The organism is Citrobacter sp. KTE30, assembly GCF_000398825.1.
In the GTDB taxonomy this organism is placed as follows: domain Bacteria; phylum Pseudomonadota; class Gammaproteobacteria; order Enterobacterales; family Enterobacteriaceae; genus Citrobacter; species Citrobacter freundii.
Genome location: NZ_KB976055.1, coordinates 3605678 through 3627929, shown reverse-complemented (window position 1 = coordinate 3627929; position 22252 = coordinate 3605678). Strand labels below are relative to the sequence as shown.

18 protein-coding genes are annotated in these 22252 nt (G+C 48.6%); 2 read left to right on the top strand and 16 right to left on the bottom strand.

The window, feature by feature from the left end; translation table 11 throughout:
* Positions 1 to 62: 62 nt before the first annotated feature.
* Entirely contained in the window at positions 63 to 2624 is a 2562-nt protein-coding gene (gene mutS / locus WC1_RS05975; protein WP_016150901.1) for a DNA mismatch repair protein MutS, read from the bottom strand.
* A gap of 152 nt (positions 2625 to 2776) precedes the next feature.
* Between mutS and WC1_RS05980 the strand changes: the two genes are divergently transcribed.
* Positions 2777 to 2920 (top strand): hypothetical protein, encoded by a 144-nt coding sequence (locus tag WC1_RS05980; protein ID WP_003034206.1) that lies wholly within the window; start codon positions 2777 to 2779, stop codon positions 2918 to 2920.
* Between the two features lie 82 nt (positions 2921 to 3002).
* On the opposite strand, the gene WC1_RS05985 is transcribed toward WC1_RS05980, so the two are convergent.
* From WC1_RS05985 to WC1_RS06055, 15 genes are all read right to left on the bottom strand, one after another.
* On the bottom strand, positions 3003 to 4004 hold the full coding sequence (locus WC1_RS05985; protein WP_016150900.1) for an AI-2E family transporter: 1002 nt from the start codon (positions 4002 to 4004) through the stop codon (positions 3003 to 3005).
* Positions 4005 to 4068: 64 nt separating this feature from the next.
* Positions 4069 to 7122, bottom strand: coding sequence for an efflux RND transporter permease subunit (locus WC1_RS05990; RefSeq protein ID WP_016150899.1), 3054 nt, complete (start codon positions 7120 to 7122; stop codon positions 4069 to 4071).
* Positions 7122 to 8207, bottom strand: a complete 1086-nt coding sequence (locus tag WC1_RS05995) for an efflux RND transporter periplasmic adaptor subunit (RefSeq protein WP_016150898.1) — start codon at positions 8205 to 8207, stop codon at positions 7122 to 7124. The genes WC1_RS05990 and WC1_RS05995 overlap by 1 nt, the downstream gene beginning before the upstream one ends.
* A gap of 527 nt (positions 8208 to 8734) precedes the next feature.
* A complete protein-coding gene (locus tag WC1_RS06000) occupies positions 8735 to 9214 on the bottom strand; it encodes a hypothetical protein (protein WP_016150897.1) in 480 nt (159 codons plus the stop codon).
* Positions 9211 to 9978, bottom strand: a complete 768-nt coding sequence (locus WC1_RS06005) for a winged helix-turn-helix domain-containing protein (protein ID WP_003840308.1) — start codon at positions 9976 to 9978, stop codon at positions 9211 to 9213. The genes WC1_RS06000 and WC1_RS06005 overlap by 4 nt, the downstream gene beginning before the upstream one ends.
* 284 nt (positions 9979 to 10262) lie before the next feature.
* On the bottom strand, positions 10263 to 11237 hold the full coding sequence (locus tag WC1_RS06010) for a glycyl-radical enzyme activating protein (protein WP_003037447.1): 975 nt from the start codon (positions 11235 to 11237) through the stop codon (positions 10263 to 10265).
* Positions 11200 to 13578: a choline trimethylamine-lyase gene (cutC, locus tag WC1_RS06015; protein WP_016150896.1), complete on the bottom strand. Its 2379-nt coding sequence runs from the start codon at positions 13576 to 13578 to the stop codon at positions 11200 to 11202. The genes WC1_RS06010 and cutC overlap by 38 nt, the downstream gene beginning before the upstream one ends.
* Before the next feature lie 13 nt (positions 13579 to 13591).
* On the bottom strand, positions 13592 to 13921 hold the full coding sequence (locus WC1_RS06020) for a DMT family transporter (RefSeq protein ID WP_008322725.1): 330 nt from the start codon (positions 13919 to 13921) through the stop codon (positions 13592 to 13594).
* Positions 13918 to 14247: a DMT family transporter gene (locus WC1_RS06025; protein WP_225623509.1), complete on the bottom strand. Its 330-nt coding sequence runs from the start codon at positions 14245 to 14247 to the stop codon at positions 13918 to 13920. The genes WC1_RS06020 and WC1_RS06025 overlap by 4 nt, the downstream gene beginning before the upstream one ends.
* A 766-nt stretch (positions 14248 to 15013) precedes the next feature.
* Positions 15014 to 15865, bottom strand: a complete 852-nt coding sequence (gene sitD, locus WC1_RS06030; RefSeq protein ID WP_016150895.1) for an iron/manganese ABC transporter permease subunit SitD — start codon at positions 15863 to 15865, stop codon at positions 15014 to 15016.
* A complete protein-coding gene (gene sitC / locus WC1_RS06035) occupies positions 15862 to 16719 on the bottom strand; it encodes an iron/manganese ABC transporter permease subunit SitC (RefSeq protein ID WP_016150894.1) in 858 nt (285 codons plus the stop codon). The genes sitD and sitC overlap by 4 nt, the downstream gene beginning before the upstream one ends.
* Before the next feature lie 2 nt (positions 16720 to 16721).
* Positions 16722 to 17537 carry an iron/manganese ABC transporter ATP-binding protein SitB gene (gene sitB, locus WC1_RS06040; protein WP_003840297.1) on the bottom strand — a complete coding sequence of 272 codons (816 nt, stop codon included), beginning with the start codon at positions 17535 to 17537 and terminating at the stop codon, positions 16722 to 16724.
* A complete protein-coding gene (locus tag WC1_RS06045) occupies positions 17534 to 18451 on the bottom strand; it encodes a metal ABC transporter substrate-binding protein (RefSeq protein WP_016150893.1) in 918 nt (305 codons plus the stop codon). The genes sitB and WC1_RS06045 overlap by 4 nt, the downstream gene beginning before the upstream one ends.
* Positions 18452 to 18631: 180 nt before the next feature.
* On the bottom strand, positions 18632 to 19405 hold the full coding sequence (locus tag WC1_RS06050) for an SGNH/GDSL hydrolase family protein (protein WP_016150892.1): 774 nt from the start codon (positions 19403 to 19405) through the stop codon (positions 18632 to 18634).
* Between the two features lie 10 nt (positions 19406 to 19415).
* Complete coding sequence (locus WC1_RS06055; protein WP_016150891.1) at positions 19416 to 20456, bottom strand: porin; 1041 nt, start codon at positions 20454 to 20456, stop codon at positions 19416 to 19418.
* Between the two features lie 405 nt (positions 20457 to 20861).
* Between WC1_RS06055 and WC1_RS06060 the strand changes: the two genes are divergently transcribed.
* Positions 20862 to 22232, top strand: coding sequence for a class-II fumarase/aspartase family protein (locus tag WC1_RS06060; protein WP_003840287.1), 1371 nt, complete (start codon positions 20862 to 20864; stop codon positions 22230 to 22232).
* Positions 22233 to 22252: the final 20 nt, after the last annotated feature.

Below are 22252 nucleotides of genomic sequence, written 5' to 3'. Positions count from 1 at the left end.
CTTGCACCCATTCTCGCGTTGCCGTAGGCCCGATAAGCAAAGCGCCATCGGGCATTACAACGTTACACCAGACTTTTCAACCGGTAGATCCACTCCAGCGCCTGGCGAGGCGTTAGTGAATCCGGGTCGAGGTTTTCCAGCGCTTCAACGGCGGGCGAGGTTTCTTCAGGCACTGAAAGCAGCGACATCTGTGTTCCATCGACCTGGGTCGCAGCAACGTTTGGCGCAATGCTTTCCAGTTCGCGCAGTTTTTGCCGCGCGCGTTTAATAACCTCTTTCGGCACGCCAGCCAGGGCTGCTACTGCCAGACCATAGCTCTTGCTCGCCGCACCATCCTGTACGCTGTGCATGAAGGCGATGGTATCGCCGTGCTCTAATGCATCCAGATGCACATTCGCGACGCCTTCCATTTTTTCCGGTAACTGAGTCAGTTCGAAGTAGTGGGTGGCAAACAACGTTAATGCTTTGATTTTATTGGCCAGGTTTTCCGCGCATGCCCATGCCAGCGACAGGCCGTCGTAGGTGGAGGTGCCGCGTCCAATCTCATCCATCAGTACCAGGCTGTTCTCGGTGGCGTTATGCAGAATGTTGGCGGTTTCGGTCATTTCTACCATAAAGGTAGAACGACCGGATGCCAGATCATCCGCCGCGCCCACGCGGGTAAAGATCCGATCGATCGGGCCTATTTCCACTTTCTGCGCCGGAACGTAGCTGCCGATGTAGGCCAACAGCGCAATCAACGCGGTCTGGCGCATATAGGTACTTTTACCCCCCATATTCGGACCGGTGATGATCAGCATCCGTCGCTGAGGCGAGAGGTTAAGCGGGTTGGCGATAAACGGCTCGGTTAGCACCTGTTCAACCACCGGATGACGTCCCTCAGTAATACGAATGCCGGGTTTATCGGTGAAGGTCGGGCAGGTGTAATTCAGGGTATAAGCGCGTTCTGCAAGGTTGACCAGTACGTCCAGCTCCGCCAGCGCGCTGGCGCTCTGTTGCAAATCAGCCAGGTGCGGCAACAGCATGTCGAACAGCTCATCGTACAGCTGTTTTTCCAGCGCCAGTGCTTTGCCTTTTGACGTCAGAACTTTATCTTCGTACTCTTTCAGTTCCGGAATAATGTAGCGTTCAGCGTTTTTCAGCGTCTGGCGACGCACATAGTTAATCGGCGCCAGATGGCTCTGCCCACGACTGATCTGAATGTAGTAGCCATGAACGGCGTTAAACCCAACCTTCAGCGTATCCAGACCGGTGCGCTCGCGCTCACGGATTTCCAGTCTGTCCAGATAGTCAGTTGCGCCATCAGCCAGCGCTCGCCACTCGTCCAGCTCTTCGTTATAGCCCGGGGCGATGACGCCACCGTCGCGAACCAGCACTGGCGGAGCTTCCACAACGGCGCGTTCCAGCAGTTCACGCAGCTCTGCAAACTCACCCATTTTCTCGCGCAGCATCTGCACGGGGGCACTGTCTACACTTTCCAGTTGCGCGCGCAGTTCCGGTAATTGCTGGAAGGCATGACGCATACGGGCCAGATCGCGCGGACGCGCAGTACGCAGGGCCAAACGCGCCAGGATACGTTCCAGATCGCCGACCTGACGCAGCACGGGTTGCAATTCACTGGTGGAATCCTGTAGCGCGCCGATAGTCTGTTGACGCTCGGTAAGGACTTTGGTGTCACGGACCGGCATATGCAGCCAGCGCTTGAGCATACGGCTGCCCATCGGCGTCACGGTGCAGTCGAGTACTGAAGCCAGTGTGTTTTCAACGCCGCCCGCCAGGTTCTGGGTAATTTCCAGATTGCGGCGCGTGGCGGCATCCATAATGATGCTGTCCTGTTGACGTTCCATGGTGATAGAACGAATATGCGGCAGCGAGGTGCGCTGGGTATCTTTTACGTATTGCAGCAGACAGCCAGCAGCACATAATCCGCGCGGGGCGTTTTCCACGCCAAAACCAATCAGATCCCGCGTGCCAAACTGCAAGTTTAGCTGCTGGCGAGCAGTATCGATTTCAAATTCCCATAGTGGGCGACGACGTAATCCGCGACGCCCCTCAATCAGTGAGGTTTCAGCGAAATCTTCGGCATACAGCAGTTCAGCGGGATTGGTGCGCTGCAATTCTGCGGCCATGGTCTCGCGGTCGGCCGGTTCGCTGACGCGAAAACGCCCGGAGCTGATATCCAGCGTGGCATAGCCGTAACCTTTACTGTCTTGCCAGATAGCGGCCAGCAGGTTGTCCTGGCGTTCTTGCAACAGCGCTTCATCACTGATGGTGCCAGGCGTGACGATACGCACCACTTTGCGCTCAACCGGGCCTTTGCTGGTTGCCGGATCGCCGATTTGCTCACAAATAGCGACAGATTCCCCCTGATTGACCAGCTTGGCGAGGTAGTTTTCTACCGCATGGTGAGGAATACCCGCCATCGGGATAGGCTCGCCTGCTGATGCGCCGCGTTTGGTCAGGGAGATATCAAGCAGCTGAGACGCGCGTTTCGCATCGTCATAAAACAGTTCGTAAAAGTCGCCCATGCGGTAAAACAACAGTATTTCCGGATGCTGAGCCTTCAGCTTGAGATACTGCTGCATCATCGGCGTGTGAGAGTCTAGGTTTTCTATTGTACTCATTGGAGTGTGATGTCCATATTTCTTAATTTTTAATGAGTTAGTGAATTTTATGGTTATCATTAGGTTTCACGTTGTCTCATCGAATATCATGAAATCCTACAGTTAACAGTAGGATTTCATGACGGTATGAGGTGCATGATAACGGAGTCTTTATGGCAGGAAAACAAGAGGGAAAGCCACTTTCGTTTAAAGCGGTAAAAATGATGAAGCCTGGTGGCAAAGATGAAGCTGACGTAGGCGAAAATCGTGGTTTACGTCTCTCATCTGGTGCCACCAGGATGAAGTCTTTTTTCTAACGTTACGCGAGTCCCCGACTGGTAAACTTATTCAGTTTAAAATTGGTAACTTTCCACAACTTCTCTCGTCTGCATATATACGTCATTCCAGTTCACGTAATGCTTGCCACACTTTTTTCAGTAAAAAGGTGAGTGGAATGGCCAGTATAGCTCCAGTTATGCCAAGTAGTGCCTGCCAGATCAGGAATGCCAGTAGTTGAACCGTCAGTGGTAAATTCAACCGTTTGCCGAGCATAAGTGGTTCCATCACTGAACTCAGGGAAAGGTTTAGCACCACGAAAAATCCAGCGACCAACAGGCCGGCCTGTATATCGAAAAAGATCATCGTCTGAAGGACCGGCGGAATCGCGGCAAGTAAGGAGCCGAGCACCGGGACATAATTGAAAATAAACATCAGCGTGCCCCAGAGAAAAGCAAACTTTAAACCCAGTAGCCAGGCGGCGGCCCAGACAACCAGGCCACCGAGCAGTCCCGTCAGCGTTTTTACGCGTGCATAAACGATCACGCTTTGTATGCCTTCCAGCAGCGCACGGATCACACCCGAACGATGTTGAGTGGTGCGCAGAGTGGTTTTTAACACTGGCAGTTCGTACAACATAAATAGCAGCATAAGAAATACCATCAGCCACCAGGACAACATGCCCGGAATCAGCGACAGCTGGCTGGTTATCAGACGAAGTATGGCACTTGTATCGATGAAACTAAGCACCAGATTGGTGGAAAGGAAAATACCCGCCTCGCTCAGAAAAAATGTCAGAGCATGAAGCTGGGTGGCGATCTGAACCGATGCCAGGCGACTGAGCTGAATTAACCCCGGTGCTGAGGCGCTGAGCGAGCTGATGATAATAACGATCAGTAACAGCAGAGCCACAATCACTGATAGCGAAGTAAGGAGTCGAGGGAGTCCGTGTTTCTCCAGGCGTTCGATCAGTGGATCAAGCATCACGGCGAGAAACAGCGCCAGGAGGACCTGATTAACCAGTGGTGCTGCCATGTGCAATCCAGCCAATAGTATGGTCAAACATGTCAGCAAAAGTAGCCCCTGAATAAGGGGCGTTAATGATTTTAACCCGCTCTGATGCATTGACGTCTGTTCTCCTGTAAACGACAAGCAGCCTGTCGATTTTTAACATTTACCCCGTGATGTTTCATGGTGTCTCCGGACGGTGCAGGCAGTCATAGAGGACCGGCAGAACCATTAAGGTAAGGATTGTCGCAAAACCCAGACCAAACATAACAACCACGGCCATGCCCTGAAAAAAGACATCCCTCAGCAGCGGCGCGAAACCCAGTACAGTGGTGAAGGTTGTGAGCAGAACAGGACGTAAACGTGAAGTGGCGGCGGATATAAGCGCTTCATGTTGCGGCTTCACCTGTTTCTGATGCTCAATCTCCTCAACCAGGACAATCCCGTTACGGATCAACATTCCACTCAGACTCAGCAAACCTATCAGGGCCATAAAGCCAAACGGAATGTCGATAAGTAAAAACCCTGTTGTGACGCCAATTAATGCCAGCGGCACGGTAAGCCAGATGGCGAAAGCATTTTTCAGCGAACTAAACATCAACACGGTAATGGTGAACATCACCAGATAACCTAACGGCAGGGTAGAGAACAGGCCTTGCTGTGCCTCGCTTGAACTTTCCGCATCTCCTCCCCACGTAATGTTGTAACCGTGCGGCAACGGAATCTGTTCAATCTGTGGGCGAACGCGTGCCAGAATATCGGCGGAAGTGGCATTGCTCAGTGGGTCAGGGTTGGTCATGATGGTCATAACCCTGCTGCGATCGCGACGCAGAATCAGTGGATTTTCCCACTGTAATATGAACCCATCGACCACGTTACTGAGCGGAATGTAGCGTTGCTGATTTTGGCTCCAGACCTGGACATTATTAAGATGATTAATGTCATGCCGCTCGTTTTCGGGCGGACGCACCACTATCGGCATCATATCCGTGCCTTCGCGATATAGCCCGATGCGACTGCCGGAAAAATTCATTTCCAACGCGTCATCTACTTCTTTTTTATCCACACCTAACTCTTGACCGAGCACTGGATTATATTGTGGGCGAATGACTTTACTGCGGTTTTGCCAGTCGTTACTTACACTACTGGTATCGCGATTGTCGGCCAGAATAGTACTTACTTTGCTGGCAATCTGGCGCATGATATCGGGCGCTGTCCCTCTGATGCGTACCTCAATACTGCTACTGCCCGCAGGACCAAACATCACGCGATTGGTACTGGCATTGACCTGCGGGTAATCCTGCGCGATAACGGTATCCAACTGGCTCGTCAGTACCCCAATATTGCGCTCATTGTCCATTCTTACCATGATTTGTGCGTAATTGCTGTACTGGCGCTGACCGTTGTAAGTCAGGATAAACCGCATGCTGCCATGACCTATCGTTGACACCGTGGAAACCACGCCCGGGCGACCGTCAATTATTTTTTCAATATCACTAGCCATCTTTTCCGTGGAGGTGATGTCCGAACCATAAGGTAGCCACAGATCCACAAAAAAAATCGGTGTACTGGCTGAAGGAAAGAAATTTTGTCGTACCGAGCCAAAGCCCCAGATTGCCAACGCCAGCAGTACTGCCATGACTGAAAGTGTGGCTGTTTTGTGTGCCAACAGTGTATTCAGGATACGCTGATAGAGTCGGTAAAAACTGCCACTATAGGGAGCGAATTCTGATGGCTGCTTAAGAGGGGATTCGGTTTTAAATAGCCACCATTTAACCAGTGCTGGCGTAATGGTTAGGGCCGTGAACCAGCTCAGCATCAGTGAAATTAACAATACCTGAAACAGCGATTTACAGTATTCGCCCGTTGAGTCCTGTGACAGGCCAATAGGAGCAAATGCCAGGATAGCAATAATTGTGGCTCCCAACAGCGGAAGTGCAGATCGCCGAACAATTAAGTTTAGCGCTTTTACCCCTGACACGCCCTGCTGACGCGAAATGAGTAATCCCTCCACAACCACTATCGCATTATCTACCAGCATACTCAGCGCGATTATCAGCGCCCCCAGGGAGATGCGCTGAAGCTCAAGTCCCCACAGATACATAATAAACAACGTGCCCAGCACATTGAGCGCTAATGACAGGGCTATAATAATGCCGCTGCTCAGCCCCATGAATATCACCAATATTCCGATGACTATCGTTAGCGCCATTAGAAAATTAGTAAGAAAGCCATTTACTGAAGATGCCACTTCAGCAGACTGGTCGTAAAATACACCGATCTGTATACCGGCGGGTTTTTCCTCAGACATCTGTAGTAACTTAGATTTCAGCGCTTGTCCCACGTCAATCACATTCACGCCGGGTATAAATGATACCCCCATCATCACGGCGGGTTGACCGTTGGCGTGATAAATGCTGGAGGGCGAATCAGCGAGACCGCGCGTGAGTGTGGCTATATCTTTCAGGCGTGTGCTGGCGCTGTCACCCGCTGGGCTAACAAGTAGATGGCCCAGTTCATCAAGATTTTCGAATTCGCCAGTGGAATGTATACGGATTGATTCTGTACCAGATTTTATCACCCCAGCGTTTGACACAACATTCAGTCGACTCAGCGCAGCGGATAGCTGAGCCGGCGTGATGCCGCGCGCAGCCATTTTTATCAGTGACACCTCTACATTGATCTGTGACGTTATGATTCCTCCGGTCATGACCTTGCCTACGCCAGGCACCAGTACCAGCTCACGTCGCAGCTGTTCGGCATATTGTGCAAGCTCTTTATTGCTGAAATTGTCACCGGAAATTGAGAAGAAAAATCCAAAAACATCGCCAAAATCATCGTTTACGAAAGGCTGCATGACACCAGGCGGAAATACGCGTCCTGCATCACCTACCCGACGACGTAATTCGTCCCAGATTTGGGGTAATTTATCCGAGTGGTAGTGCGAAGCGATGTTCACTGTGATTTGCGACATCCCGTTGGATGAAATCGAACTGATGTTATCCAGATAGGGCAGTTGCTGCAGGGCTTTTTCCAGTGGCAGTGTTACTTCTTCTTCTACTTGCTCGGCGGATGCCCCTGGATAGAGGGTAACAACCACGGCGCTTTTAATAGCAAACTCTGGATCTTCAAGACGACCGATGTTAAGTAGTGCAAAAATACCGCCGATACCTAGTAACAGAATGAGCAGCCAGACACGGACGGGATTATTAATAAACTGTCGGGAGATATCCATTACAGTCCCCCTTCACGTGTCCAGATACGGACCTGCTGCTGAGCATGTATTTCATTCACCCCGGCAGCGACCACCCGTTCACCGTTTGTTAGACCGTGGGTTATTACGATACCGCCCTCGGTGAGTTCACCAGTGGTTACACTGCGTTCTTCCAGCGTAAGCTGCTCGCCGCTGCCCTTTACCACCCAGACGTGGGGGTGATTGAGTGGGCTGTTGTCCGGGTTAAACACAGCTTCAACTGGCACGACCAGCTTTTCACGCAAGGTACTGACTGGCAGTTTTGACAGATCGATGGTGACCGTACCACTGACCCCAGCAACAGCAGGGAAGTCAGACGGTCGTGGCATGGTTAAAATCATCTTCCAGGTGAGCGTGTTATTGTTGCTGCTAGCCGAGTGCTCTTTGTAATCAGCCTGAAACTGGCGGCCAGGCAGTGCAGTGATTTGCACCAGTGGTCGATAGGTCACATTGCGAATGTCCATTGCGGTAAACAGGTTTTCCGGTACGCTGAATGCCACATCGAGCATGTCGGTGCGAGCCAGAGTGGCGATAGTTTGTCCGGCTGTCGCAACCTGATGGCTTCGAGCATTTACACTGACAGCGATACCGGAGAACGGGGCGGTGAGTATCATTTGGTTCAGTTCTTCACGAGCGATCTGTAGCGCCGCGTTTGCAGCATCTCTTTTGGCACGTTGTACATCCATCTCATCACGTGAGACGGCATGGCGCGCAGACAATGCCTGGAAGCGTTCAAACTGTCGCTGTGCGAGGTCGGCGGTGGTCTGCCGTTCTTTTACCCGTTGCCGGGCTTCATCGCTAGAGAGCCGGGCGATCACTTGTCCTTTCGCCACTGGAGTTCCCTGGCGGATATCAAGCCATTCAATACGGCCCGAGCGTTCAAAAGATAGTGCGGTGGAATCACTGTACTCAATTCTTGCGGGGAGAATACGTTGACGGGCCTTTTCAGACTTTCCCACCTCCACAACTTTAATTGTGCGAGGCTGAATGGGTAAATCTATATCTTTCTGCTCGCACGCTGTAATTAAAAAAACGGCAAAGATAATCAGGGGTAAATAACGAGCCAATTTTATATCCTCAGCGATAATGATGTAATTAATTTTGTAGGGTTATATATGTGAGCGAATGAAAGCAGAATGCCAGCCAGAGGCTGACACAATGCAGACTCAGTTTGGTTGGTATATAACTTCCTTTAGTTTTTCCGCTAGTTACATGCATTCTTGTCGTACAAGAAGAAACAGATACAACATGGTCCTTACTCCGGAGGAATGGACAAGTTAATTCAAATTCTTATTGGTAAAATTTCATTCGCCGCCTTCAATATCACTGTGTATATAACAATGTTATATTTAGATGAAACCGGATCTCTGATAAATTGTGAATTCCAATCTCACTAATACTTAACAGATTCTTTAATATGTAATTTTTAATTAATACCGTATCCGCAACCGTAATGAGGGGTAGCCACTGGTACATGGTATGGTAAATTCAGGATGTTGTTTAATACTGCTGTGATTTAATATTAAAACAAAGGAAGTGATTTAATGTCATTACAGGTTTAATTATTTAACTCTGCAGTCACGCTTTTATTGTTTTAATATTCAACACAAGTGAGAACCCAGGCATCCGGATTACCGATAAGCCAGGCGTGGTTATCAATTCTTTCTCGCTCAAAAATCAGGGTTGCGTCATCACCGCTGACTTCTGCCAGTAAGATTTGAAAAATATCATCCTCAACATGATCTGCCGGTAATCTGCGAACGCCGTCATTCTGGTACTGGAGAGTATGGTTATCTATCTGATGACCATCCCGCAGAAGAATTTTACGGCTCACGCTTTGTGTTACATCGCCTCCCACAACCTTACCATTAAATGAAATAAAACCCGTATTATCTTCATATAATTGAATGGTTTGCTTAACATAGAAATCATATACCACTGAATTTCTTGTTATACGATAGCGTGACTGATTCGTACATTTGAAGTTACTGATTCCATGGGCATAGTTAAATGAAACACCCAGGCAGACAGCAATCAGGACAAGACCCATGCACACTATCCATTTAATTTTCATGATTGCTTCCAGTTGTGGTAGTAGACGTTGTCACACGCGATAATTTGATTATTTTTTCCTGCTGTGCAAAGCGAAAAAAGGGTGCGCCCGGCGCTTTGCGCGGTAAAGGAGTCATTGCTGTCAAATATCACCTTTTGTTCAGGGCCGCAGGTGGCGGCATTGTCCTTAAGAATGGCAGCAATATTCTTCCTGGCTTTCTCCCGATCTCGCTCACTCAGATTTTTCATATACACCACCTCGCACCCGGTCGCCAGACTGTCTTTATACAACGGGTAGTGACTGGTACTGACCGATGAGACGGTATTAAAAAAAACGATCGCACCGCAAATGAATAATGTCAGAACGATAATCATCGTGAGGTACGCATTTTTTAAAGAAAACAGTTTCCCGGTACGTTGAGAAGTGACCTGTTCAGGTATACTGAGCGGCACTGTCTGGGTTAACTGAAGTGTGATGTCAGGATTTAGCCTGAACCCCATCTTCGGCACAGTAATTATCAGTTCTTCACAGCCGAATGCAGATAATGCGCGACGTAAGATACTGATATACTGATTAAGGCTGCTATTGGACGCCTGTAAACCATAATCGTCCCAGACCATAGTTAATAATTTCTCACGTGATAGTATCCCTTCTGACGCCCTTAATAGGGTTTCCAGCAAGCGGCTGGCCGTTAGGGTGAGTTTTACCGTTTCCTTTGTGGCGCAATGGGTTAGCGATCCATCCTCTGGATTAAACTTTATTTTCTCCGCAATTAAAAAAATCATATTGGCAATTACCAGATACCTGCGTTATTACAGAAAATTATAACACAGATATCCGGGTGATTATGCGCTAAATTGCCTCCCGTATATTGGTTACATTTATGAAAATTCTCATCAATATAACTGGTAATTATTAACGAATTTAACAGTTGCTAATGAATTTAGCCCGAAGTAGTAATATTCTCAGTTATTAGCTTATAAGCAAAATCACTACAGATAACAGACAGTTTGCTGAAAAAATGAGTAATGTTGTTAAGCCAAAGTTGTGCAATTGCGGCACAGTTCTTTTAACCCACCAGGCTGGTTGAAAGCGTAGCGGAGATTCCTCTGTCTTTTGCAATCTGAAGGAATGTTGCGCCATTACTTTCTGTACCCTTCCTGATAATAGTACTGGCCGGGTAATCGCGTCCCAGCAGTGAGTATTTTTGTACGCCGTAAGCATGGTAAGGCAATAAATCAATACCCTGAAAAGATGTCTTTCCGGCAGTAAGATTGCTGATAAGCAGGAGCATATTATTTATTTCATGTGATGAATCGTTAACGCCGGGAATTACTGGGATCCTCAGGCGTACTGGAGTATTCAACGTCAGTAATTTTTCAAGATTGCGTAAAATACGGATATTACTGACCCCGGTAAATCGTTGATGAAGTGTGTCATCCGCCAGCTTGAGATCATAGAGCACCAGATCAGCCACAGTGCTGACTTTCTCAACCGCTGACCAGGGGGCGAACCCTGCCGTTTCCACCGCGGTATGGATACCCTCCCGGCGTAAGTTTTGTAGTACCTGGACTGCAAAATCCGGTTGAAGCATCACTTCACCGCCGCTGAGCGTAACGCCTCCTCCTGATAACTGATAATAAGCTACATCTTTTACGACCTCTTGATGTACCTCATCAACTGACATCTGACGTCCGACAATCTTAAGCGCCTGGGACGGGCAAGCTTCTTCACAAAGACGGCAGCCATCACACGACATACTGGGATCAATAACGTGATTCTTATTACTCCACTGATGAATACCTTTCTGGCAGGCATCAACGCAGGCCCCGCAGTGCTGGCAACTACTGGCACGCCACAGCACGTCATTATCCTGACGCAATCCTTCGGGATTCGCGCACCAAATACAGCTCATCTGACATCCTTTAAGGAATACGACGCTGCGAATACCCGGGCCATCATGTAACGAGAAGCGCTGAATATTAAAGACGCGGCCTGTTAGCGGCTCAGCATTCATGTTGAACGGTACGGCTAATGATTTCATCCTGCACCTCACGGCTGAGTTCAACAAAAAATGCGCTATATCCGGCCACACGAATCATCAAATTCGGATACTCCTCCGGACGTGCCTGCGCGCGCTTCAGCTCTTCATTATCGACGTAGCTAAACTGCATTTGCCCATTACCAAGCATACTGGCGGTGCGAAGCAGGTTAATCAGTTGATTAATGCCTTCATCGCTTTCCAACATACCGTGCATTAGTTTGAGGTTATGCACCATGCCGATTTCCATCTCTTCAACGTTTATCCTGCTCACCGAGTTAATCACTGCCGTCGGGCCATTGATATCGGTTTGCTGCGATGGGCTTATTCCGTCGGCCAGAGGTTTATGAGCCAGTCTGCCGCCAGGTAACGCACCGGTTGCCAGTCCGAACGGCGTATTATTTGAAATAGATAGCGTGCCATGCGTGAAGCGGCCATAAAGCATGTGATAGCGGCGATGCTCTTGCTCAGTGTAATGAATAAGGGAACGCGCCAGTTCGTCAGCTTCTGCAATATCATTGCCGTATTTCGGTGCTCGCAGGCAGCGCTGGCGAAGCGCTTCATGCCCAACAAAATTGGCTTTCAACACTTCATCCAGCTCAGACAAAGTGACCTGCTCTTGCTCATACACCACTTTTTTAATGGCCATCAACCCGTTCGCTAAATCAGCCAGACCTGTCCAGATAAGCCCGGGGCCGTTGTTTAACCACGCTCCGCCCGCGGTAACATCGCGACCTTTTTCCAGGCATCCCTCAATCAGGCAGGAAATAAGCGGTTTTGGGGCATACTGTCTGTGCAACTTCTGAATGATGAGTGTGGCTTGGGCCGCTTTAGCCGTAATAGCCGCCAGTTGCTGTTTTACTGCCGCTTCAAAATCGTTGTAACTGGTCATCTCTGTCAGTTCGCCGGTCTGAGGACCGATACGCTCACCCTGTGGCCCATAACCATTACTAAACGCCAGTTCCAGTGGCCGAGTAAACGTGGTATAGCCTACAGATGTCCATTGATACATTTTTCCGGACTTTTGAGGCTCAACACAGCCCATCAGGCAATAATCACGTGCATCTTCATAATCAAATCCCTTGCGCAGCATCATTTTGATATGCGCGTCATCGAAATGGCAGGCCGGAAAACCCGTTCCCCCGCGGATAACTTCCACAATTTCCCGCAGATAGTGCCACGGCGACTGGTTATGTATCCTTACAGCCAGGCTGGGTTGATAAATTTTCAATTTCCGTGAGCAGGCCATAATCATCATTGTCAGCTGATTAGTGGCATCGCCGCCCTCACGTTTTTGCCCGCCAACAACCATATTGATAAATGGTTGATATCCAGCGAAATATTTTGCTGTAGACTCACTACAGATCCACAAACTCTCTGCCATTTTAATCATCCAGCAACACAGTAATTCTTCTGCGTGGGCATGAGTCAATGTCCCTTCTGCCAGGTCACGCTCCAGTAATGGCCAGAGATACTGATCGACGCGTCCCAGTGAAATACCGGTCTGGTTTTCTTCAAGACAAAACAGAGACTGTACAATCCACAGGGACTGAAGCGCCTCATAAAAATTACGCGGCGCGTGTTCAGGTACACGGCGACAAATGTCAGCGAGACGGTTCAATTCTACTCTGCGTTGAGGATCGGTTTGTTCATCAGCCAGTTGTGCGGCGTAGTCGCTGTAACGATGGGCGTAATGGATCACCGCATCGCAGGTCTCTTTCGTTGCCAGATAAAATTGGTGGCGTTCCATATCTTCTGCGCAGGTTAAACTTAGCTGTTCAATTGCGTGAATAGCCCTGTCACGCAAACCGCCCATACCTTCTGTCAGTAATAACGTGTCGTAACCCGGACAGGTATCACCTCCGCCATTCTGGGTTTTAATGGTTACGTCGCAGACGCCGTATTCATTGCACCATTCCCAGAGGCCTGCATGACGGAGTTGAGTTTCCGCGATTTCATCCAGCGAGCGACCGCGCCAAAAAGGGAAGATTTCTTCTCTGAGAATACGCTTTGCGCTGTCACTTATCTGATAGGGATCCTGTTTACGCTCTTTTACGGTATCCAGTTCTTCAGCTACCCAGCGCCAGCTGAGCTCAGGTGATACTTCTCCACCGCGCGGACCGCCTGCCGGGTGGCTGATAATAAGCTCATTCTCGGCAATCCATAAAGGTGCCCGTTCGCAGGCGCGCCGAAAGGCAAGTGCCCGTAACATAATCAGATCCAGCCCGGGGTTGTTTTTATAGACCTCTGTAACCGCCTGTGCCCTTGAAACAGAGATAAACGGCTTTGCGCTGAAATATTGGGCTTTCAGGGCGTCAATACGATCGGTAAGTTGCTTTTCCATTTAATAACTCCTTTTATGCAAATCCCATCAGCAGCGTGCCACTCAGGATCAGTGCAATACCTGCTTTTTCAAATATGCTGGTATGCATGTCGTAATAAATACTACTTATCACAGTAATTAATACTGTGCCCATACCACACCAGATTGCGTAAGCGATACCTGGTGTCATTAATTTCATTGCTTGCCCCAGGGCATAAAAACAAACTACGTAACTTAACGCACAAAATATGGTTGGGGCGAGTCTCCGAAAATGTCGGGTTTTGGGTAGCATGGCAGTACCAAAAACTTCAGTAAGAATGGCAATAAATAACCATGTTGTACTCATGAGTATTATTTGAATCATGTGTTTTCCATCGTTTTATATTTTGCGGAAAAATTAATAACAATAACTCCGGCGACGATTAACCACATGCCCAGTAAGTGGCCGCCACTTATTGAATAGCCGAAATTTAACACGCCAATTATATTTACTGCGACGATACCCACACCAGACCAGATCGCATAAGCAACGCCAAGGTGCATTCTGCGAAATACATAAGTTAGGATATAATAGCAAAGCCCATACCCTATTATGGATAAAATAGAAGGAAGGATGCGAGTAAATCCTTCAGAAAGGACCAGCATAGTTGTTGCAAATATTTCGAACAAAATAGCCAGAGCAAGTTTCATGTATGTCTTTCTTAACGTCATATTAACTTTCCTGATTAATGAGCCTGGTTACAGGTCGGATTGGATGACGGACATGAAACAGTATTTTTATTTTTCTAGCTATATAATTCGAAAAAATTGGCGATTATAGTTTTTTATTCTTTGTTTATTTGCTTGTGAAGCGTTAAATTTCATCTTTTAATGATATGGGACGAGTACCTCTCAGTATTGCTTTTATGCCTGATATCATTTCCCGAAGTGCAGGCTAAATAATGATGTTGATGTAATTTAACCTTTGAGATTAATATCTGCCCAGGCAGCTCAAAGAGCGTACGTGAATGCTTAGAGTGTATATACGGTTCAGTTATGGGGTGTTTGGTGCGGCGAAGGATTTTGGAGCCATAACCCGCACTAGTATGGCTTAATAAAAAATTATTAATTATTTTCTGGGGTGTGATATGAGCTTTGCCGATGTTGTATGGATTTATCTATAAACCTGCAGATTATATTTCTTCAGTGAGTGGAGAAATAATGATCATAAAATTAGATAGTTAATTAAAAACTGGTTAATGAGTCGATTTCTTTATCTTTAACAGATGAACTTCAAGTATCAATGCCACACCCTAATTTACCATTGTGGTGTGGCCGGTGAAGTTTGTATCAAATTACTCTTTCATTTCGTGGTTGCTCTTTTTTATCTTATGGAATAACGATAATACCCGTCAGGATGTGGAAACGAGGCTCTAGAGGCATAAACATCATTAGCTGACATATTATGAAGCATTATTTATACATCATGCACCTGAAGTTGATTCTCTAAACGCCGATCGCGCAGGGTTGCATAAATAAAAGTAATCACAAACAGCAGTGAAAATAATACGACGATGGTGGGAGCCGGTGCGCTGTCGATGAAAAATGACAGATACACCCCCATAAACGAGGTAATGACCGACATCACCACCGCCAGCCACAAGGCGTGAGAAAATTTTCGCGTCATTAAGATCGCGATGGCGCCGGGTGCAATCAGTAAGGAGATCGACAAAATAATCCCGACTGATTTTAGCGTGGCGACAATCGTCAGGGCGATCATGCACAGCAGGCCGTAATGTAGCAGTGCAGTGTTAAGCCCACTGGCCTTGGCCTGATGCGGATCGAACGCATGCAGCAGCAGATCTTTCCACTTAAGCCCAATGATAAGCGCGATCCCCAAAGCGATCGCCGTTGTTTGCATGATATCGGTCAGTGATATACCGAGTATATCGCCGAACAGAATATGATCGAGATGCACTTCCGACTGAATGGAAACATACAGCACCAGTCCCGCACCGAACATCCCGGAGAAAACAATGCCCATGATGGTGTCGCGCTTAATGCGGCTGTTATCGTCGAGGTATCCAGTTGCTATCGCGCAGAACAATCCAGCGACAAATGCGCCAATTGCCAGCGGGATGCCTGCGATATAAGCCAGAACGATCCCTGGAAAAACCGCATGGCTCATGGCATCGCCCATCAGCGCCCAGCCTTTGAGTACTAAAAATACCGACAGCAGCGCGCAGGGCACGGCGACAATGGTGGAGATAACCAGCGCATTGACCATAAAGCTAAACTGAAAGGGTTCTAATAGCGTTGTTAAGATCATACTGACTCCTTGTTCACCAGTCGGGCGCGTCGGCGATTCGCCAGCAGACCATGTTTTGGTGCGAAGACAAATGCCAGCAGGAACAGCAATGTTTGCAGAACGACGATAATTCCGCCGGTTGCGCCGTCCAGCCAGTAGCTCAGCCAGGCGCCGAAAAAGCTGGTCAGGCTGCCGATAGCTACGGCGATGGTGAGCAGGCGTGGAAAACGATCGGTCAGCAGCCAGGCCGTCGCTCCGGGCGTAACCACCAGGCAAATCACCAGAAATGCACCGACGGTTTGCAGGGCGGCTACCGTTGAAACGGAGAGCAGCGTAAAAAACAGCAGTTTTAAACGCCCCGGATTCAAACCGATAGAGCGCGCGTGGTTTTCATCAAAAAAGACCACCATCAGATCTTTCCACTTCAAAAACAGGATAGTCAGCGAGATAACCCCGATGATGGCCAGTTGCAGAATATCTTCCGGCGCAATTGCCAGGATATTACCGAGAATAATGGTCTGGATGTTCACCGACATCGGATTGAGCGACACCATAAACAGCCCGATACCGAAGAAAGACGAAAAAATCAGCCCGATAATCGCATCTTCCTTCAGGCGTGAACGTTGATTGAGAAACAGCATACTGCCCGCTGCCAGCCCACCGGAAAGAAATGCGCCAAGCGCGAAGGGAAGCCCTAACATATAAGCGCCTGCCACGCCCGGAACAATAGAGTGCGACAGCGCATCGCCGATCAGCGACCAGCCTTTGAGCATCAAATAGCAGGAGAGAAACGCGCACAGGCCGCCGACCATCGCCGAGACCCACATGGCGTTGAGCATATATTGGTAACCAAACGGCTCTGTCAGCCAGTTCATGATTATTCCCCCTCGCTTGCCGCGCGTCGTGAAATAAACGGGCGTTCATCATCGGTAATCACGTGTTGTTCGCCGCCGCTCAGCGCAACGTGACGCAGTACGCCGCTGAATGCCAGCTCGAGATTCTCGGGGGTAAAGGTGGTATCGGTTGGTCCACTTGCCAGCACCGTGCCCTTAATCATCACCGTGTAATCACAAAACTCGGTGACGGATCCCAGATTATGGGTAGAGACCAGCATGGTTCGACCTTCATCACGCAGTTCACGCAGCAGGTCGATGATCCGGGCCTCGGTTTTTACATCCACGCCGGTGAAGGGTTCATCCAGTAAAATAACCTGTCCGTCCTGTGCGATTGCCCTTGCCAGAAAAACACGCTTTTTCTGCCCACCGGACAGTTCACCTATCTGACGATGGCGATAGTCCAGCATATCAACCCGCGCCAGCGCCGCATCCACGCAGGCGTGGTCGATCTGTTTTGGCCGACGCAGCCAGCCCATATGGCCAAAGCGTCCCATCATCACCACATCTTCCACCAGTACTGGAAACGACCAGTCCACCTCTTCTGACTGAGGGACATAGGCGATAAGATTCTGTTTGAGCGCCTTATTTACCGGCTGTTGCAGAATTGAGATTTCCCCTTGCGCCAGGCGGACAAAACCCATCAGCGCTTTAAAAAGCGTTGATTTTCCCGACCCGTTTACGCCGACCAGAGCGGCAATTGAGCCGCCCGGAACCTGAAAAGTGGCGTCCCGCAATGCGGTATGACCGTTGCGATACGTCACCGTAACCTGATTTACGGTAATCGCAGAGTGACTCATGGTTGGCTCTCCAGACCTTTGTTGATGCCGTTAACAATGGTTTGCGTGGTGACGCGCAGTAAATCCAGATAGGTCGGTACCGGACCATCGGCAGCGCTGAGCGAATCGACATACAGCACGCCTCCGTAATACGCGCCAGATTCACGGGCAACCTGACGCGCTGGTTTGTCGGACACGGTGCTTTCGCTAAATACCGTTGGGATATGATGCTCTCTGATCGCATCGATTACCTTGCGTACCTGCTTCGGCGTACCTTGCTGATCGGCATTGATCGGCCACAGATACAGCTCTTTCAGGCTGTTATCACGTGCCAGGTAGGAGAATGCGCCTTCACTGGTGACCAGCCAGCGTTTATCGGCGGGGAGTTTTACCAGTTCAGCATGCAGCGGCGCCAGGGTCTGCTGGATTTTCGCTTTATAATTCTGTGCATTTTTCTGGTAAGTGGCGGCATTGTCTGGATCGTATTTCATCAGCGCATCGCGAATGTTATCCACGTAGATGAGTGCGTTCTCCGCTGACATCCAGGCATGCGGGTTCGGTTTGCCGTTGTACGGCCCTTCGCTGATACCCATTGGCTGGACGCCGTTTGAGACCATCACTTCTGGTACGCCGGACAAATTTTGGTAGAAGCGGGCAAACCATAGTTCGAGGTTAAGACCGTTGGAGAGAATAAGCTGTGCGCCTTGCGCTCGTTTAATATCACCTGGGGTTGGTTGATATTCGTGAATTTCTGCGCCAGGTTTGGTGATGGAACTGACCTCTGCTGCATCTCCCGCCACATTGCTCGCCATATCGGCAATCACCGTAAAGGTGGTTACTACCTTAAATTTTTCTTTCGCCCAGGCAGGAGACAGCGTCAGCGCCGTGATTACGCTGGCAAGGAGAAACGATTTCAGATGGGGCAGATGCGGCATAGTATCCCTCACAACAAAATGGTTAATTTATCATCGAATATAGCCTTTGCTATGTTATATAGCACATGGCATAAATAAATGAAAATAATTCTTATTTGCGTAGGGCGCTAAGGAATGGATGAGGATAATGCGTTTACGCCGACACGATTGTCGGCGTGTGGGGGAAGACTAACCCGATGATTATGGCTTCTGGAACTCAGTGACGGTTTCCCAGGCCACTTGCTGCAAGGCTTTGGCGTCGCCAGGGCTCATGTCTGTATCAATAGGAAGCGCACCGCCGACCGGAGACTGGTTATACAGAGTAGCGAAAAATACACAGGCGGCGAGATACGTTCCAGAAATCGAAGGGTGTACACCATCTTGATAATACAGGTTAATTTCTGGGTGCGTTTTACGTGCTTTCTCGAAAGCCAGGCCTACCGGAGCCACATATCCCCCCGTTTTTTGCGCAATCGAGAGATAAGCATCTGCCAGTTTTTGGCTATCTTCAGGTTTGTCTTTTTTCGGCCAGGTCATGAAATAGACGACTTTTGCACCGGCTTTATGCGCCATTTCGGCCATTTGGGTTGCAGAGTCCACGAAGTTTTGCCGGGTACTTTCTTTCTTTGAAATCGTTTCTGTTGAGTTTCCCTGCAGGACGACGGCATCCCATTTCTGTAGCGTGTTCTGATAGCGCATATTCTCAATTTGCCAGCCTAAATGACCGCTGGAAATCGTGATCCCCCGATATTTATAGCCTTTGGCGTGATCAGGCAGTAAGGACTGCGTCAAATCCCGCAGGCGGGTATTAATATTATTGTTATAGAAAGTGAAAGAGTTACCATAAAGCGCGACAATTTTATTCTCACCATCCATTTTCGCATGTGCGGAAGGCGCTAATAACGTATCCGCGTGAACACAGATACTACTTAATGCGAAAGTCGTCGCTGCGGCAAGTAATGTTATTTTTTTCATTTTTTATCTCTTAGAAATCATAACGGAGCCCAACGATAAGCGCATCATCATTGGTCTTTTTGTTCTTACTTGCGAACTCTTTATCGTAAGTAAATGATAACCACGTGTCTTTAGCCAATGTTAATTGCGCTTCAGCACGCCAGTCTTCTTTTTCAGCAATATCTTTACCATCTTCATTTAAAAAGCTATATCCGGTAAGAACCTTGACGGTGCCAAAGTTGTAGGAAATGAGCGAATCCATCCCTTTGTAATTATTATCGCTTTTGTTATCGCGAGAGATAGACGTACGTAATGCGGTTACTGCGACTTCATAGGCTTTATAACTGAGTTGTAATCCTCCCATGATTTGATCGTTTTGATTACGTCCATCGGTGGTCACTACGCCGTCCTGTCGTTTATAACGGCTGGCCGCTATCGCAGGTGTAATCCTAAAGTCGCCAAATTTGAAAGACTTGCGATAGCTGGCCATCGCGCCGTAATCCAGAGCTTCGTTATCACTGTTGCCGTTACCGGAGACCCATGCCAGCTGAATCTCATTGCCGGCAAATTTAGCGTTCCACTGAACGGTGCCGTCCTGTCGGTTGAACTGGTACGAATCATCAATGGTTGTAATGCCATAGCTGTAGATATTAGGGGTGAAATTTTTGTATTTATCGGTCATTTTCATTACCTGATACAACGGGTTTTTGGTTCTCCCGGTGATCAGTTCACCCCATGTTTTATTTGACAGGCCGACATAGGAATATCGGGCCTCCATATCGCTTTCACCGGTATTGTTATCATTTTTTTCGGTACGCACCTGCCATTCCAGGCGCCCCACGATTTTGGTCTCTGGCAGAATATCCAAATCTCGCGTGAGATAAATACCTATACGTCCACCCAAATCGCTTCGGCTTTCACTGCCAGCAAATGAATTCTGACCACTCGCGATTTTACCCTCAACGCGGCCATAGATGTCCAGCGTATTTCCATCTTTATTATACACATTTAAGGCGAACGCCGAGGAACTCATACCCATTAGTAATATTAGTGAATAATTTTTTAGCTTCATATCATCCCTCAAACCAGCATTGATTTCCTGACCATAAATAAAGTTTACAGCGGGATAATTGTTCGTGAAAAAGGAATGGTAGTGATATGGGAATCATTTTTTCTCGTGATAAAATGTGATTATTTACGCATAAATATCTCTGTTTTTACTATTGTATTAATGGTTCTAATATTTAATTATGGGGCTTTTAAAATGTTACGGCTCTACAATATATGATCATGAAAATTACTGTGAAGTACGTCTCATTTCTACTGGGTAGAAAAGCTGAAAATGGGAATGTTGTATTCTCATGATTACTATTGAGGTGGGAATACTATTTTCCCCTATAATTTGGCAGACAAATCCCGCAAAATTGATTAATCAAATTTTCTATTATCACGCATTCACTAGCCGGAGAGGCGCTGTATGTACGGGAAGCAAACAACGGTATTTGATTCTGACCTTTATTCATCATTGTTCACTCAGGATAAGATGCGGGAAATATGGTCTGACGACAATCTGCTGCGTTGTTGGTTGCGTTTTGAGGCGGCGGTCGCTCGAGTGCAAAGTGAGTTGGGAATTATTCCTGAACAAGCAGCCGTTGAAATTGAACAAACCTGTCGGGAAATACAGATAGACTGGCCAGCCTTGGCGCAGGAAACACAAACGGTCGGCATGGCGATAAAGCCGCTGATCGATCAGATCTCCGCCAGCGGAACACCGCTGGTCAGTCAGTTTCTGCATTGGGGATGCACCACTCAGGATTTACTCGACTCAGGCATGGCGATGAGATTGCAGCAAACGCTGCGGCTATTGCGTGAGCAATTGCTTGATGTTGGCGAAGCCATGAAAGCGATGGCGTTACGACACGCGCGTACGGTAATGGTTGCGCGTACCAATTCGGTGGATGCCTCTGCAACGACGTGGGGGCTTCATGTTTGCAGTTATCTGGCGGAGATAAACCGCCACCTGACACGACTACAGCAGCTGTATCCGCGTGCCGTAACCGGACTTTTTGGCGGTGCGGTGGGGAATCTGGCTTCTGTAGGTAAGCAGGGAATGGAAACGCGCCAGCGGCTGATGTTAGCGTTGGGTCTGAACGTGCCCTGCGGGATTAATAATGCCAGCCAGGATGCGGTTGTTGAGGTTGTGCAGTTTTTTGCTCTTGTTCACGGCACGCTGTGTCGTCTGGCCAACGATGTCGAAACCATGGGACGCACGCCGATTGCAGAAGTACTCGAAGGAGAGGGCGGTGGCGGATCCAGCACCATGCCACACAAAGTTAATCCACGCGCCAGTAATATGGTGCAAACGTTGGCAAGAATGGGGTGGATGTATGCTTCCGGCGCGCCAGCAATGCTGGATCAACAGGATGTACGAGCTGCCTCAATGCGGGTATTAAACTGGACGATCCTCCCGGAGGCCTCTAATGCGTTATCGACCAGCCTGACACGCGCAAAGAATCTGCTTTCGCATCTCATTGTTAATGAAGATAAGATGCGCGCTAATTTTGACTGCTCAAAGCACTTTATTATGTCTGAGTCGCTGACGATGAAGCTTGCCGCCAAAATTGGCAGAGAGTCCGCCTATAACCTGGTGAAAAATCTGCTGAAGCATGCAACCGGCGAGTACAGCTTCATGGAGATCGTACAGGCTAGCCCGGAAATCCGCGCGTCATTATCTGGGGCGGAAATTGCTGCCGCCTGCGAGCCGCTGTCATATATCGGGGCTAACGACGCGTTAATCGCTGAGACTATCGCTGAGTTCGATCGCGTGAAAACCGCAGATATTGCCTGATTCGTCATGTCGCCGGGAAG

What these genes read in the sequence shown, in the direction of transcription:
- WC1_RS06050 (WP_016150892.1), bottom strand. Translation starts at nt 19,405, where the DNA reads ATGAAAAAAATAACATTACTTGCCGCAGCGACGACTTTCGCATTAAGT.
- WC1_RS06020 (WP_008322725.1), bottom strand. Translation starts at nt 13,921, where the DNA reads ATGATTCAAATAATACTCATGAGTACAACATGGTTATTTATTGCCATT.
- WC1_RS05990 (WP_016150899.1), bottom strand. Translation starts at nt 7,122, where the DNA reads ATGGATATCTCCCGACAGTTTATTAATAATCCCGTCCGTGTCTGGCTG.
- WC1_RS06025 (WP_225623509.1), bottom strand. Translation starts at nt 14,247, where the DNA reads ATGAAACTTGCTCTGGCTATTTTGTTCGAAATATTTGCAACAACTATG.
- WC1_RS06045 (WP_016150893.1), bottom strand. Translation starts at nt 18,451, where the DNA reads ATGCCGCATCTGCCCCATCTGAAATCGTTTCTCCTTGCCAGCGTAATC.
- sitB (WP_003840297.1), bottom strand. Translation starts at nt 17,537, where the DNA reads ATGAGTCACTCTGCGATTACCGTAAATCAGGTTACGGTGACGTATCGC.
- mutS (WP_016150901.1), bottom strand. Translation starts at nt 2,624, where the DNA reads ATGAGTACAATAGAAAACCTAGACTCTCACACGCCGATGATGCAGCAG.
- WC1_RS05980 (WP_003034206.1), top strand. Translation starts at nt 2,777, where the DNA reads ATGGCAGGAAAACAAGAGGGAAAGCCACTTTCGTTTAAAGCGGTAAAA.
- WC1_RS05985 (WP_016150900.1), bottom strand. Translation starts at nt 4,004, where the DNA reads ATGCATCAGAGCGGGTTAAAATCATTAACGCCCCTTATTCAGGGGCTA.
- WC1_RS06010 (WP_003037447.1), bottom strand. Translation starts at nt 11,237, where the DNA reads ATGAAATCATTAGCCGTACCGTTCAACATGAATGCTGAGCCGCTAACA.
- WC1_RS06000 (WP_016150897.1), bottom strand. Translation starts at nt 9,214, where the DNA reads ATGAAAATTAAATGGATAGTGTGCATGGGTCTTGTCCTGATTGCTGTC.
- WC1_RS06005 (WP_003840308.1), bottom strand. Translation starts at nt 9,978, where the DNA reads ATGATTTTTTTAATTGCGGAGAAAATAAAGTTTAATCCAGAGGATGGA.
- cutC (WP_016150896.1), bottom strand. Translation starts at nt 13,578, where the DNA reads ATGGAAAAGCAACTTACCGATCGTATTGACGCCCTGAAAGCCCAATAT.
- WC1_RS06060 (WP_003840287.1), top strand. Translation starts at nt 20,862, where the DNA reads ATGTACGGGAAGCAAACAACGGTATTTGATTCTGACCTTTATTCATCA.
- sitC (WP_016150894.1), bottom strand. Translation starts at nt 16,719, where the DNA reads ATGAACTGGCTGACAGAGCCGTTTGGTTACCAATATATGCTCAACGCC.
- WC1_RS06055 (WP_016150891.1), bottom strand. Translation starts at nt 20,456, where the DNA reads ATGAAGCTAAAAAATTATTCACTAATATTACTAATGGGTATGAGTTCC.
- sitD (WP_016150895.1), bottom strand. Translation starts at nt 15,865, where the DNA reads ATGATCTTAACAACGCTATTAGAACCCTTTCAGTTTAGCTTTATGGTC.